Source organism: Glaciecola sp. 1036 (assembly GCF_050306235.1).
Taxonomy (GTDB): Bacteria; Pseudomonadota; Gammaproteobacteria; order Enterobacterales; family Alteromonadaceae; genus Glaciecola.
In genome coordinates this window covers 45,617-60,650 of record NZ_JBLWFH010000010.1, presented here as the reverse complement: position 1 = coordinate 60,650, position 15,034 = coordinate 45,617, and the positions used below count along the sequence as shown (strand labels likewise).

Genomic DNA, 15,034 nt, shown 5'->3' with positions numbered 1-15,034 from the left:
GTTTTACCCTTATCTAAAGAATGTAGACAAAGAAAAACAGCATTAACCAAACAACATCAACAAAATGCCAATACCAACTTCCCGCCTGAAACGCAAAATGATTGTCAGGTGTAAAGTGCCCTTTAAATACTCTTAAGAACAACACGATTAAGATAATAGTTCCTAAAGTAACGTGCATTCCATGGAAACCCGTTAACAAGAAAAAGGTGTTTCCGTATATGCCTGACTGCAAGGTCAACCCTAGGTCAGTATAAGCGTGGTAGTATTCATAGCCCTGTAAGACTAAAAACACTAAGCCAAGTAAAATAGTAATGCCTAGCCATGCTTTAATTTGTCCTCTTTTATTTTGCTCTACGCCAACATGAGCAAAATGCAGAGTTACTGAGGACACTAGCAGAATGATAGTGTTAGCCAGTGGTAATCCATACCAACCCATAGCAGTGGTTTGAATACCGCCAGGCGTGCTAACTAAAGGCCACATAGCTTCAAAGCTTGGCCATAAGACCTCATTGGTCATAGCGTTGTTAGATGCGCCACCCAACCATGGAATTGCAATTACTCGAGCGTAAAACAATGCGCCAAAGAAGCCTGCAAAGAACATGACTTCTGAAAAGATAAACCACGCCATACCCTGACGATATGAGCGTCCTAATTGCGCGCTGTACATACCACTCATTGATTCATGAATTTGATCTTTAAACCAACCAAATACCATCACAAACAAAATAAAGAGCCCAGTGGCTAGTACATATCCACCAAAACCTGACTCACCTCGCGTAACTTCTACTACATAATTACCAGCACCTACTGCGATAAGAAATAACGCAAGAGCGCCAACAATAGGCCAAACACTTTGTGCTGGAACGTAATATTTTTCATATTTTTCAGTATGTTCCATAGCTATCTCCCTTGAATTGAGTTCATTGCGACATCCACTGGTTCATCTACTCTTTCCGTAATGTCGTAAAGTGTGTATTGAAGTGTAAAATAATTGATGTCTTCAGGTAGTTGAGGATCAATGTAAAAAACCATTGGCATAACAGCTTCTTCACCTGACTTTAAAGGCTGATGACGAAAGCAAAAACATTCGGTTTTATTCACATAGAGTGCCGCTTGTCCCGGTGATACAGACGGAATCGCTTGGGCAATAATGTCTCTAGAAGCTGGATTTCGCACATAAAATGCGACTTCACTTAGCTCCCCAGGATTAATTTCAACACGTTTAGTCACAGCCTTAAATTCCCAAGGCATGCCAGTGTTGGTGCGGGTAATAAAATCCACTGTAATAGTGCGAGTTTTATCTATTTCTATAGGTTCATAAACTGCTGCGGTATCAGATGTTTTTCCATTGATACCCGTGAGTTCACAAAACACTTCGTAGAGTGGTACTAAAGCGAAACCAAACCCGAACATAGCAACCACAACAAATACCAATTTGCCAACGGTTTTAGCATGATTAGGACGCTGGGTATTGGTAGGCATATCACCAGCGTCCTTTTGATTGTCAGAGTTAGTTTCTTCTACTGCCATGAGCGTTAACGCCTATTTCACTACCGGCGGTGTATCAAATGTATGATAAGGTGCAGGCGATGGAATTTCCCACTCGAGACCTTCGGCGCCTTCCCATACTTGATCCGTAACTGGCTCACCTTGTTTGCGACATGCTTTGACTATCAGAACTAAGAAGATCAGTTGTGAAAGACCAAATGCAAAACCACCGATGCTTATCCATTTATTGAAATCAGCAAATTGCAACGCATAATCAGGAATACGTCTTGGCATACCCGCCAAGCCAACGAAATGCATAGGGAAGAAAAGCACATTAACTGAAATTAACGAACACCAGAAATGCCATTTCGCCAAAGTGACGTCAAACATCTTGCCCGTCCACTTGGGTAACCAATAATAGACGGCTGCCATTATTGAGAATACTGCACCTGTTACTAATACATAGTGGAAATGTGCGACCACAAAATATGTATCATGATATTGGAAATCCACAGGTGTTATGGCAAGCATCAAGCCAGATAATCCACCAATGGTAAATAGTACAATAAAGGCAATCGCAAACATCATGGGAATTTCAAAGGTGAGGGACCCTCGCCACATGGTGGCGACCCAGTTAAATACTTTTACACCGGTGGGAACAGATATCAGCATGGTCGCAAACATAAAGAACATTTCAGCGCCGACTGGCATACCGGTCGTAAACATGTGGTGCGCCCACACGATAAACGAAAGCAACGCAATAGAAGCCGTTGCATATACCATTGACGCGTAGCCAAAGAGCTTTTTACGCGAAAAGGTTGGTACGATTTGAGAAATAATACCAAACGCTGGCAATATCATTATGTAAACCTCTGGATGCCCAAAGAACCAGAAAATATGCTGGAACATAACCGGGTCACCGCCACCAGCTGCATCAAAGAAACTAGTACCAAAGAATTTATCTGTTAACACCATAGTCACTGCAGCAGCTAGCACTGGCATTACAGCGATAAGCAAAAATGCCGTGATTAACCAGGTCCATACGAACATAGGCATTTTCATTAATGTCATGCCTGGTGCGCGCATATTCAAAATAGTAACAATTACGTTGATTGCGCCCATGATAGAACTTATGCCCATAATGTGTACCGAGAACACAAACAGGGCAGTGCTATCACCACTATAAGTGGTTGATAATGGAGCATAGAAGGTCCAGCCAAAATTTGGACCGCCGCCTTCTAAAAATAAACTGGAAAGTAGTATTAAGAAAGCAAAAGGCAATATCCAAAATGACCAGTTGTTCATCCGCGGTAGCGCCATATCTGGCGCACCTATCATCATAGGTACTAGCCAGTTTGCCAAACCGGTAAAGGCTGGCATTACTGCGCCAAATACCATGATCAAACCGTGGACTGTGGTCATTTGGTTAAAAAAGTTCGGGTCAACGATTTGTAGACCAGGCTGGAATAGTTCGGCACGAATGACCATTGCCATTGCACCACCAACCAAAAACATAATAAAAGCAAACCACAAATAAAGGGTGCCTATATCCTTATGGTTAGTAGTCAACACCCATCGTAAAATACCTTTGGGTGCTCCATGATGGTGATCATCATGTCCATGATCGGCAGTGTGCGTGTCCGCTGGAGTATTTGTTACTGTAGCCATGCTCTTGCCCCTTATTTACCTTGAATTAAATCGTTAACGTCTTTTGCTTGCACAAGATCATCTGTGTTGTTCCCCCAAGCATTTCGCGTATAAGTCACAACCGCCGCAATTTCAGACATACTCAATTGCTTAGAAAAGGCTTGCATGGCAGTACCAGCACGACCATTAACCACAACGTCGATATGGCCTTGACGGTCATTTAATATAAATGCAGAACCTTTAAGTGCAGGGAAAGCCCCGGGCAAACCTTCACCTGAGGGTTGATGGCAAGCTGCGCACACCGAGTTATAAATCTGCTCACCTGAGGCCATTAACTCTTCTTTACTCATATTCATTGCAAGTAGGCGTTCTTCTTCGGCGCGTTTTTCTTGAGCAATGCGTTCTTGTTCATCAATCCAACGGTCGAATTCAGCGGGTTCTTTTGCAATCACGACAATTGGCATAAACCCGTGGTCTTTGCCGCACAATTCTGCACACTGTCCTCGATACACCCCTGGTTCATTGACTCTGGTCCAGGCTTCATTAATAAACCCAGGATTAGCATCTTTCTTAACTGCAAAATCAGGAACCCACCAGCTGTGAATAACATCATCGGAAGTGATTAAGAAGCGGACTTTTTGTCCGGTTGGAATGACTAAAGGACGATCAACTTCTAATAAGTAGTTTTCACCTTTAGGAAATTTATTTTCAATTTGCTCTCTTTGAGATGCTAATAAAGAGAAAAATTCGACCTCTCGGTCCATGTATTTATAATGCCATTTCCATTGAGAGCCAGTTACTTCAATACTGAGGTCAGGCTTACTGACATCTTCCATGTCCATCAAAGTGCTAGCAGCAGGTACTGCCATCACAATCAAAATGATAAAAGGCACAACCGTCCAAGCAATTTCTACTTTTACATTTTCGTGAAAATTGGCTGGTGCATGCCCTTTCGACTTGCGATGTTTAAGCATAGCTATAAACATCACACCAAACACAATGACAGCAATGACAACACATATCCAAAACATCAACATGTGTAACCCATACACCTGATCACTGATATCAGTGACACCGCGCCTTAAGTTTAAGTCAGATCGTTCAGCTGCGCTTTGGGCAAAACTGAAGAAAGGTACACATAGCGTTAATAATCCCATTACGGCTTTGAGTGACTTCACACTTTTCTCCCCCGAGATATCCATAAAACAATGCTAATTTCCTGAAATCGACATTCACGTTTGTTTTTTGTTATCAGATTGTGAATAAGTGTACAATGATTAACCAATAAAAGCTTGGCGTAAAGAGATTTTTTAAAAAAAGTAGTGAGATTTGGCGTTTTTTTATATTTACAGTTTATTATTTGACCGATTTGAACAAAAAAGCGGCATTAAAGCCGCTTTTTTGTTAATTTTTGTTTAAAATTTTTAGAAGTTATTGGAATCGCGAATTACACCAACTGCAAGTCCTTCAATAGTGAAAAATTGTGAAGCTAGATCAACCTTGATCGGAGCAAAGTCATCGTTTTCCGCTTCCAATATGACTTGAGAGCCTTTCTGGATTAAGCGTTTCACAGTAACATCTTCGTCCACTCGGGCAACTACCACCTGCCCATTGCGTACATCCTTAGTTTTATGCACAGCCAATAAGTCACCATCCATAATGCCGATGTTTTTCATACTTTCTCCCTGTACGCGCAACAAGTAATCAGCATTGGGATGGAACATAGCGGGATCAACTTTATAGTGAGATTCCACATGCTCTTGCGCTAGAATGGGCTCACCGGCCGCTACTTTACCAATCAAAGGCAAGCCTTCTTCAACTTCATCATCTAATGCGCAATTCAGTTTAATCCCACGGGAAGTTCCGGGTAAAATGTCAATTACCCCCTTTTTAGCCAAGGCTTTTAAGTGCTCCTCAGCAGCATTTGCCGACTTGAACCCCAATTGCCTTGCAATTTCTGCGCGCGTTGGTGGCATACCAGTATCGAGCATAGTGCTCTTGATAAGATCGAGTACTTCCTGTTGTCGTTGAGTTAGTGGACGCATAAACAGCCTGTTTTTCTATACAGTTATGTGAGCAGTATAACCAATGTGAATTAAAACGCAACTGTTGATAATCAAAAGCTTAGCTTGTAAAAAATTTGGTTTATAATGAACGACTAAGAATAAACAACGGTCTACTACTAAGCCATCTAGTATTAGGGTAAGTAAATAACTACATGGTAGGATCGTTTTAGAAATTTGTGATGGAGCAAACATGAACCCTATTCGAGCTGCGCTTCGATGGCTGTTGGAAAAGCCAATCAGCTGGCTAGTGTCAGTAAAAAGTGTACCGGCAGATGTCGAAAAAGAACTGGGCATCGACAAATCCAAACCTATTCTATATTTACTGCAAACAGAGTCGTTTACTGATCAGATCGCTTTATCTAAGTCAGTAAAACAATTGGGGTTACCTGATCCTCAAGACGTAGTAGATATTGGCGGTTATCAAACCAAAAGGCGTTTTTTTCTTGAACGCCCTCAAAGTATTTTAACCCGTAAAGTAAAACCCACTGCAATTGAAGATATCTTAACTGAATTATTTCATCTTCATCGGGAACAAAAAGATTTAGATTTTCAAGTTGTGCCTGTGTTTATTACATGGGGACGCTCTGCAGGAAAGGAAAAATCTGGATTTGCCCAGCTATTCGCTAGCAAAGCCTCGCCTAACTGGCTGCGCAAAGCCATGATAGTGATATTTTTCGGCCGGGATAATTTTGTCAGTTATTCTCAGGCGGTATCGACACGACAACTCGCTGACTTACATGGTAGTGATAAACAGATTGCACAAAAACTTGTGCGCGTTGCACGCACACATTTTCAACGTAAACGTCAAACCTTAAGCGGGCCCACCTTATTAGAAAGACAAACCCTGTATAATTCAATTTTGGGCTCAGAGTCTGTTAAGGCTGCCATGGCAGAAGAAGTCAGCCAAAAAGGTATTTCTACTGAAAAAGCCCGAAAAGATGCTCGTGCTTATATAGATGAAATTGCTGCAGATTATCGCGAAGGCTTAATTCGCATTGGTGACAGAATTCTTACCCGTATTTGGAACAAAATTTACGACGGTATAGATGTAGGACACGCAGAACGCGTGCGTGAATTGGCCAAAAATGGGCATGAAATTATTTATGTACCCTGCCACAGAAGTCATATGGATTACTTGTTACTAACCTATGTCATTTATCATGAAGGCTTAGTAACGCCCCACATTGCTGCGGGTATAAACTTAAACTTTTGGCCAGCAGGTCCAATTTTCCGTAAAAGCGGCGCCTTTTTCTTACGTCGAAGCTTTGGTGGGAATAAAGTTTACACCGCAGTTTTTAGAGAATATTTAGAATTACTTTTCAATAAAGGGTATTCAGTTAAATATTTTCCTGAAGGCGGAAGAAGCAGAACGGGACGTTTGCTTCCGCCAAAAACAGGCATGTTAGCAATGACGATTCAAGCCATGACCAAAGGAATTAACCGCCCGGTGTCAATTGTACCAGTGTATATTGGTTATGAGCATGTCATGGAAGTGAAAAGCTACATGAAAGAGCTGACGGGTAAGTCGAAAAAGAAAGAATCTCCTGCTCAGGTGTTTTCTGCCATCCGCAAATTAAAAAACTATGGCCATGGGTTTGTAAACTTTGGTGCTCCTATTCAATTGAGCCAATTTTTAGACGGAGCTGTGCCGGATTGGCGCGCTCAGTCTCAGCAAAAGGATAAAAAACCTCAGTGGTTAACGCCTGCAGTGAACAGCTTGGCTAATCAGGTGATGACCCGCATCAATAAAGCTTCAGCCATAAACGGCACCGCCATAGTGGCCTTATGCTTATTGAGCTCAAAAACTCATGTGGCCAGTAAACGGGAACTTAAAGACGCGATTGCGGAATTTTTAAAGATGTTTGAAGCCGTGCCATATAGTAAGGATGCAACACTACCCGACGAAACCGCTGATGCTCTAGTCAATCGCACGCTTGCCTTAAATAGATTTCAACAAACTCAGGACAAATACGGCACCATGGTATCACCAAAAGAAGGCGCGGCGGTGTTGCTAACATTTTATCGAAACAACATAATTCACATGTTCAGTATCGCCAGTTTGATTATGGCAGTGGCTTTTGTGCATAAAAGGATTGAACGCAAACAGATTCTGCATACTGTTGAACAACTTTTCCCTCTGTTGAAGCGTGAGTTTTTTATGCATCAAACTCAAGAGGAAGCGATTGAATACGCCGAATCATTAATTCAATACTTTAAAGAACGCGGATTATTGGTGCAGGCGGGTAAGTATTTATCACCTCCAGACACTTCCAGTCATTTGTTCAATCCTGCATGGCTACTAAGCCGCACTATGCAAGAAACTTGGCAGCGGTATGCTGTTGTTTTAAGTGTGTTGGAAAACGAAAAATCCATAGGTCGCGCTCAATTAGAACGCCAAGCTGTAACTGTGGCTGAACGCCTGTCATCGCTATATGGTTTAAAATCCCCAGAATTTTATGACAAGAATGTGCTCAGTACCTTTGTGAATGCTTTAAAAGATAACAATTTACTCGATAGCCAAGCAGACGGCACCTTGGCATTTTCAGATAACTCAATCAGTCTAAAACAAGTTATAATGCCCTTGGTATGGCCAGAAATTGTGCAGCATCTAGAGCAAATGTAGTCATAAAAAAAGCGCGCTAAATAGCGCGCTTTTGGTAATTTTTGGTTACGTTATTTAGCCAAAAAGAATTTATACGCTGGGTCGTCTGTATGTTCTTGGGCTGCATAATCTAATGCACTAAGATGTTGTTCAAACAACGGCCGTTGTTCGTCTGTAACCTCAAAGCCAGCCAACACCAAACCTTGTGCTGCCCCATGATTGCGATAATGGAATAGAGTGATATTCCATTGTTCGCCCAAGGTGGTTAAAAATCGCATTAACGCACCAGGGTATTCTGGGAATGAGAAAGAATAGATACTTTCTTTTACTTTGGTCACTGGACGACCGCCAACCATGTGTCGTACATGTAGTTTAGCCAGCTCATTATTGGATAAATCGAAACAGGTATAGCCAGCTTCATTTAAATTGTCCATTAACCGGCTTAACTCGGCACGACCCTCTTTGAGCTTAACTCCCACAAAGATATGCGCTTCTTCGGTACTTGAATAACGATAATTAAATTCGGTAATCACAATGCCGCCAAGACGAGAACAAAAGTCTTTGAAAGCACCCTTTATTTCGGGGATTTTCACCGCGAATACAGCTTCTTTTTGCTCGCCCAACTCACAACGTTCTGACACGTATCTAAGAGTATGGAAGTTGATATTAGCGCCACATAAGATACCGGCGATTTTCTTATCTTTGAGCTGATGTTGCTCACAATACTTGCGCATGGCGGCGACCGAAAGTGCACCGGCTGGTTCAGCAATCACACGGGTATCATCGAAAATATCTTTGATAGCCGCGCAAATTTCATCATTGGTAACCGTAACTACTTCATCCACATATTGCTGGCACAGTCTAAAAGGTTCTGTTCCTATGGTCTTGACCGCAACACCATCAGCAAATATGCCGACGCTAGGCAAGGTCACAGGTTCGCCAGCTTGCATCGCCGCTTGTAAACAAGCTGATTCATCTGACTCTACCGCAATGATGCGAATATTCGGGTTAATTTGTTTTACATAAACCGCGATGCCGGCGGCAAGTCCACCACCACCAACGGCAACAAACAAGTAATCAAGATCACCTTGTTGCTCTAATATTTCTTTACCTATGGTGCCCTGTCCGGCAATAACGTCAGGATGATCAAAAGGTGGGATCATAGTGTAGCCGAATTTCGCGCACTGAGATCTTGCTTCATCACTGGCTTGATCAAAACTGGTGCCGTGTTGAATTACGGTGACATATTCACCACCGAATTGACGCACAGCTTCCACCTTAATATCAGGTGTGGTTTCTGGCATCACAATCACTGCATTGATTTTCATGGCATTGGCAGAATATGCGACACCTTGAGCGTGATTGCCGGCAGATGCGGTTACCACTCCCTTCGCCTTTTGTTCATCGGTCAACTGTGCAATACAGTTATAAGCACCACGTAATTTAAACGACTTAACCGGTTGTTGATCTTCTCTTTTTAAGAAAACCTGATTACCGATTTGATTGGAAAACCTCGACATGTTAACCAAATCAGACATCACAGCCGCCTCATAAATAGGCGCCTGTAATATTTTAACGAGATATTCTAACTGGTTCTGTATCATTAATATTGTATCTTTGATGGATCGCGTACAGCACCTTTATCCGCACTGGTTGCCATCATGGCAAATACTTTCAATGCAGTAGACACTTCTCGCTGACGATTTTTAGGCTTAAACGGATTAGCACTTTGTTGCATCTCTTGCTGGCGCTTGGCAAATTCTTGTTCGGAAATATCCAAATGAATTTTTCGGTTTGGAATATCAATTTGAATAGTATCGCCATCTTCAACAAATGCGATGCCACCGCCGCTAGCAGCTTCAGGTGAACAATGACCAATGGAAAGTCCACTAGTTCCACCAGAAAATCTTCCATCCGTAATTAACGCACAAGCCTTACCTAATCCCTTTGATTTTAAATACGACGTGGGATACAGCATTTCTTGCATACCCGGACCACCTTTTGGTCCTTCATAGCGAATAACGACCACTTCTCCAGCCTGTACTTGGTCATTTAAGATGCCTTCAACCGCTGCATCCTGACTTTCATACACGCGCGCCGGTCCACTGAATTTGAGAATAGATTCATCTACGCCAGCAGTTTTTACAATACAACCGTTTTCTGCCAAATTACCGTAAAGCACGGCTAATCCGCCATCTTGGCTGTAAGCATGTTGCTGTTCTCGAATGCAGCCTTTTTCTCTATCGTCATCCACCGTAGGGTAACGACAATCTTGGCTGAACGCTTGGGTAGTGCGGATGCCCGCAGGGCCTGCGCGATAAAAATCTCTCGCATGTTGATTATCGGTATTGGTGACATCCCACTGTGCGATAACCTCTTCGAGGGATTTTCCTAAAATATGCGCAGCACCGCCGTGTAATAAACCAGCTTTGTTTAATTCATTCAAAATACCCATTACACCACCAGCTCTATGCACATCTTCCATATGATACTGGGGCGTTGCGGGTGCAACTTTACATAAATGCGGTACTTTGCGGGACAATCTATCAATGTCCTGCATACTAAAATCAACTTCACCTTCAACTGCAGCTGCCAATAAATGCAAGATAGTATTGGTTGAACCGCCCATGGCGATGTCCAAACTCATAGCATTTTCAAACGCATTAAAGTTTGCAATGTTACGCGGCAAGGCAGAAGCATCATCATCGCCATACCAACGTTTACAAAGATCAACGATGACTTCGCCAGCTTTAAGGAACAAACTTTCGCGATCTTTGTGTGTGGCTAGCGTAGATCCGTTGCCCGGTAATGATAACCCCAAAGCTTCAGTTAAACAGTTCATGGAATTTGCGGTGAACATACCTGAACAAGAACCACAGGTTGGGCAAGCAGAACGTTCAATTTGGTCTGTATCTTCATTGCTTACAGAAGTATCAGCAGCAGCAACCATGGCATCCACCAAATCTAGTTTGATGATTTGATCAGAAAGCTTAGTTTTACCGGCTTCCATTGGTCCACCAGAGACAAACACCACTGGGATGTTCAAGCGCATCGCCGCCATTAACATTCCTGGGGTAATTTTGTCGCAATTTGAAATACACACCAAAGCGTCAGCGCAATGGGCATTGACCATGTATTCTACTGCGTCAGCAATAACTTCTCTTGACGGCAAACTGTACAACATGCCTGCATGGCCCATAGCGATACCATCGTCCACCGCTATAGTATTGAATTCTTTTGCAACTGCACCCGCTTTTTCAATACTGGATGCCACCAATTGCCCAAGATCTTTTAAATGCACATGTCCTGGAACGAATTGAGTAAATGAGTTTGCAATTGCAATAATGGGCTTGCCAAAATCACCGTCTTTCATTCCTGTTGCGCGCCATAATGCTCTGGCGCCGGCCATATTGCGGCCATGAGTGGTTGTTGCTGAACGTAATTTTGGCATTGCTAACTCCTAATCTTATTTATAAACGGGTGTTAACCAACCCCATTTATCTTCTGTTGAACCATTAAATAGTCCAAAGAACATGTCTTGTACTTTTTCTGTGATAGGTCCACGGCTACCACAACCTACTTTGATGCCGTCAACACTGCGCACCGGTGTAACTTCAGCCGCTGTGCCACACATGAAGATTTCGTCCGCTAGATACATAGCTTCACGAGGAATATTTTCTTCACGGATTTGATAACCCATTTCTTTTAGCAAAGTAATCACAGTATCACGCGTGATCCCTGGCAAAATAGCGGCGGTTTTTGGCGTTGTAGACACAATACCATCACGGATAATAAAGATATTTTCACCCGCGCCTTCACTCACAAAACCGTTAACATCTAGTGCAATACCTTCACCATAACCATGGCGACGTGCTTCCATGGAAATAAGTTGAGAAGATAAGTAGTTACCTCCAGCTTTAGCACCCGTAGGCATAGTATTTGCCGCTAAACGATTCCAAGAAGAAATGCCTGCATCCACACCATTTTTTAGTGCTTCTTCACCCAAATAAGCGCCCCATTCAAAAGCGGCAATGGTCAATTCAGTTTCTTGACCAAAAGGCACCTGTAATCCCATGCCAATATCTCCATAGTAGGCAATTGGGCGAATATAAGCGGACTTAAGTTTGTTTTGCGCGATAATATCAATGGTGGCTTGATTAACTTCCTCAAAAGTATAAGGAATGGTCATACGATAGATTTTGGCCGAATCAAACAAACGGCGGTTGTGTTCTTCTAAACGAAATACACAAGTACCTTTATCTGGCGTATTGTATGCACGAATACCTTCAAAGACCGAAGACCCATAATGTATTGCATGTGTCATCACATGAACCTTGGCATCTTGCCAAGGAATAATTTCACCATTAAACCAAATGAGTTCAGCCGGTTGTTTAGCCATCGTTATTCCTTAAATTCTGTCTGGATGTTTGGATTAGTTTAAAAATCGTCACTAAGTATAGTGAATTTTAGTGGCGCTATTATCACAGAAATTGGTCTGAATAAAAGATACAGAGCATCACAGATGTGATCTTATTTAATCTAAAGCAACAAACTTCCCAAAATGTCAGCATTATCTGACGAAATTTGTAACCAATACTCCACGCTTATACTTGAATGTGACAGCCAAGAGCATCATGGCTGCATGATATAGAAAGCTCAATGATTTTGAAACTGCAATGTTTAAAACTTAATATTCCATAAAGTGAAATAATCCAAGTCTAGCAACACCTGCACTAAGAGCCAGTTGAGCAAATCAATAAAAATTGGAAATATGGATTTTTTATTGGCTAGGGACGGTCAAAAAGACGAATGGCATTATCCACCATATACACAAGAGCAAATGTTGGCATTCAAGCACCTCAGGTCACAGTAGAAGTGCATTTATCAAATGGGATACCCAGTTTTCAGTTGGTCGGTTTACCAGAAACCACTGTTAAAGAGAGTCGGGATCGTGTGCGCAGCGCTATCATCAATTCTGGTTTTGAATTTCCAAGTAAACGTATCACGGTAAATCTAGCGCCAGCTGATTTACCCAAAGGCGGTGGGCGATTTGATCTAGCAATTGCAGTTGGCATTTTAACCGCCAGTGAGCAAATTCCGGTAAATAATCTAGACGAATTTGAATTTGTTGGTGAGCTAGCGCTCAGTGGTGAACTGCGCAGCATTCAAGGTGCACTTCCTATGGCGGTAGCCGCCATGAAAATCCATCGCAGTTTGATCTTACCGGTTGAAAACGCTGAGCAAGCGGCTTTAGTAAAAGAAGCCTCAGTCTTGTGTGCAGATAGTTTATGGTCAGTGTATTTGCATTTATCTGCTAAACAAAAATTACCCTTGGCGGAAGTGCCCGAGCTATTACAACAAAGGCCTTTATTACCCGATATAGCAGATGTAAAAGAACAACAAGTCGCCAAACGCGCGCTAATATTAGCCGCCGCTGGAGGCCATAATCTTTTGTTATATGGTCCACCGGGAACAGGTAAAAGTATGCTTGCCAGTCGGCTTATTGGGCTGTTACCGGATTTAGATGACAAGGATGCGTTAACTGTTGCCAGTATCAATTCTGTGGTGGGTAATGAGGTCAGTGTAAGCAATTGGCGAAGACGCCCATTCCGTCAGCCGCATCATTCTAGTTCAGCAACTGCTATCGTAGGTGGTGGCAGTTATCCTGTACCAGGGGAAATTACCCTCGCCCATAAAGGCGTACTCTTTTTAGATGAATTACCAGAGTTTGGCAGACATGTATTAGATGTTTTGAGAGAACCACTTGAAACCGGGCAAATTCATCTGTCTCGAGCAAAGCACAAAGTCAGTTACCCAGCTGATTTTCAGTTAGTAGCGGCTATGAATCCAAGTCCTACAGGTGATATAAATGACGGACGTTGCAACGCTGATCAAACCTTAAGGTATTTAAATCGACTGTCAGGACCCTTGTTAGACCGCATTGATTTACAAGTGCATGTGCCTAGGATCGATATTTTAAAAAGCGTGATTAACAAGCAGGAATTGCCTTCCATTACCACTGAAAAAGCCAAAATCGTTATTAACCATGCAGTTGAAATGCAGATGCAACGACAATCAAAATTGAATGCTCAGTTAGGGCCTAAAGAAGTGGAAATACATTGTCAGCTAGATTCACAATGCACACAGTTTATTCAATTAGCCATGGATAAACTTCGCCTCTCAATGCGCTCTTATCACCGCATATTAAAAGTCGCTCGCACTATAGCGGATATTGCAAATAAACCTAATATTGAACAGGCCCACCTAGCAGAAGCTATTTCCTACCGAAGTTTTGACCGAATGTTAGATCAACTTACAAATAGCTGACTCATGGATTGTAACAATGGCTCACTGGCTCTTTCTTTTAAATAGCATATGCCTAAACGATAAGATTCAATAGTGGATACATTGATCCGCTTTACCTTATCTTGCACCACTGAATTTTGTAGTACCAAGTTAGGCACAAAACCTACGCCTAATCCTAAAGACACCATGCTCACTATCGCCTCGTTCCCTGATACCTTGGCGTACACATCTGGACGAATATTATGTTCAGCAAACCAGTGATTCACTATACGCTTTGAAGGGCCTCGAGAAGGCATAATGACTTTGGTTTTGTGCCATTCGATATCTTGCACACTATCTATCAACAGATTACGTGGCACGATCAGCGTTAGAGGCACGCGATCAATTTGCTGAAAATGCACATGGGCTGGAAAATCCGGTGTATGTATCGCAATAGACAAATCCGCTTGGCGATTCAGTACATGGTCAACTGCCAACGCGTGATCTCCTGTCTCTAATTTAATGTCCACAAGAGGATATTGATCTCTGAGCCGATCTAGCATCGCCGGTAAATAGGTTTGACTAGCTGTAACTGAACAATATAAAGAGAGTTCTCCAGACAATCGGGTATTTTGACTGTCTAGTTGTTGTAGTAAGTCTGAATATTCTGGCAACACACGATCGGCAAATTGTAACAATAACTTGCCTGCACTGGTCAAAGACACACTCCTGTTATTCCGAATAAATAAGGTTGCTTTGGTTTCATCTTCTAGTCTGGAAATCACGCGTGACAGAGTCGGCGGTGAAACAAAGAGTGCCTCTGCAGTTTTAGAAAAATGCAAACTGTTAGCAAGATGTTGGAATAAACGCAGTGATTTGATATCCATAAGTTAATTCAGTATTTCAGATTTCGAAATATTATATTGCATTTAATTCACTTTAAACA

At 42.3% G+C, this 15,034-nt stretch carries 11 protein-coding genes; 2 read left to right on the top strand and 9 right to left on the bottom strand.

What is annotated here, in order from left to right; translation table 11 throughout:
• Positions 1-13: 13 nt before the first annotated feature.
• From ACNKW3_RS14515 to lexA, 5 genes are all read right to left on the bottom strand, one after another.
• Positions 14-898 carry a cytochrome c oxidase subunit 3 gene (locus ACNKW3_RS14515; RefSeq protein WP_427400031.1) on the bottom strand — a complete coding sequence of 295 codons (885 nt, stop codon included), beginning with the start codon at positions 896-898 and terminating at the stop codon, positions 14-16.
• Between the two features lie 2 nt (positions 899-900).
• Positions 901-1,482 (bottom strand): cytochrome c oxidase assembly protein, encoded by a 582-nt coding sequence (locus ACNKW3_RS14510; protein WP_427400116.1) that lies wholly within the window; start codon positions 1,480-1,482, stop codon positions 901-903.
• Positions 1,483-1,542: 60 nt separating this feature from the next.
• On the bottom strand, positions 1,543-3,156 hold the full coding sequence (gene ctaD / locus ACNKW3_RS14505) for a cytochrome c oxidase subunit I (protein WP_427400030.1): 1,614 nt from the start codon (positions 3,154-3,156) through the stop codon (positions 1,543-1,545).
• Between the two features lie 11 nt (positions 3,157-3,167).
• Positions 3,168-4,292 (bottom strand): cytochrome c oxidase subunit II, encoded by a 1,125-nt coding sequence (gene coxB / locus ACNKW3_RS14500; protein WP_427400115.1) that lies wholly within the window; start codon positions 4,290-4,292, stop codon positions 3,168-3,170.
• Between the two features lie 267 nt (positions 4,293-4,559).
• Entirely contained in the window at positions 4,560-5,180 is a 621-nt protein-coding gene (gene lexA, locus ACNKW3_RS14495; protein ID WP_427400029.1) for a transcriptional repressor LexA, read from the bottom strand.
• A 211-nt stretch (positions 5,181-5,391) separates the two neighbouring features.
• Between lexA and plsB the strand changes: the two genes are divergently transcribed.
• On the top strand, positions 5,392-7,824 hold the full coding sequence (gene plsB / locus ACNKW3_RS14490) for a glycerol-3-phosphate 1-O-acyltransferase PlsB (protein WP_427400028.1): 2,433 nt from the start codon (positions 5,392-5,394) through the stop codon (positions 7,822-7,824).
• Between the two features lie 50 nt (positions 7,825-7,874).
• On the opposite strand, the gene ilvA is transcribed toward plsB, so the two are convergent.
• Genes ilvA through ACNKW3_RS14475 form a run of 3 tightly spaced genes read right to left on the bottom strand, consistent with a single transcriptional unit; the run spans position 7,875 to position 12,202 of the window.
• On the bottom strand, positions 7,875-9,407 hold the full coding sequence (gene ilvA, locus ACNKW3_RS14485) for a threonine ammonia-lyase, biosynthetic (protein WP_427400027.1): 1,533 nt from the start codon (positions 9,405-9,407) through the stop codon (positions 7,875-7,877).
• Entirely contained in the window at positions 9,407-11,254 is a 1,848-nt protein-coding gene (gene ilvD, locus ACNKW3_RS14480; protein WP_427400026.1) for a dihydroxy-acid dehydratase, read from the bottom strand. The genes ilvA and ilvD overlap by 1 nt, the downstream gene beginning before the upstream one ends.
• A 15-nt stretch (positions 11,255-11,269) precedes the next feature.
• On the bottom strand, positions 11,270-12,202 hold the full coding sequence (locus tag ACNKW3_RS14475) for a branched-chain amino acid transaminase (RefSeq protein WP_427400025.1): 933 nt from the start codon (positions 12,200-12,202) through the stop codon (positions 11,270-11,272).
• Between the two features lie 410 nt (positions 12,203-12,612).
• Between ACNKW3_RS14475 and ACNKW3_RS14470 the strand changes: the two genes are divergently transcribed.
• Positions 12,613-14,130, top strand: a complete 1,518-nt coding sequence (locus tag ACNKW3_RS14470) for a YifB family Mg chelatase-like AAA ATPase (protein WP_427400024.1) — start codon at positions 12,613-12,615, stop codon at positions 14,128-14,130.
• Here the strand turns inward: ACNKW3_RS14470 and ilvY are convergent.
• Complete coding sequence (gene ilvY / locus ACNKW3_RS14465) at positions 14,112-14,975, bottom strand: HTH-type transcriptional activator IlvY (RefSeq protein ID WP_427400023.1); 864 nt, start codon at positions 14,973-14,975, stop codon at positions 14,112-14,114. The two genes, ACNKW3_RS14470 and ilvY, sit on opposite strands and share 19 nt — an antisense overlap.
• Between the last annotated feature and the right edge of the window lie 59 nt (positions 14,976-15,034).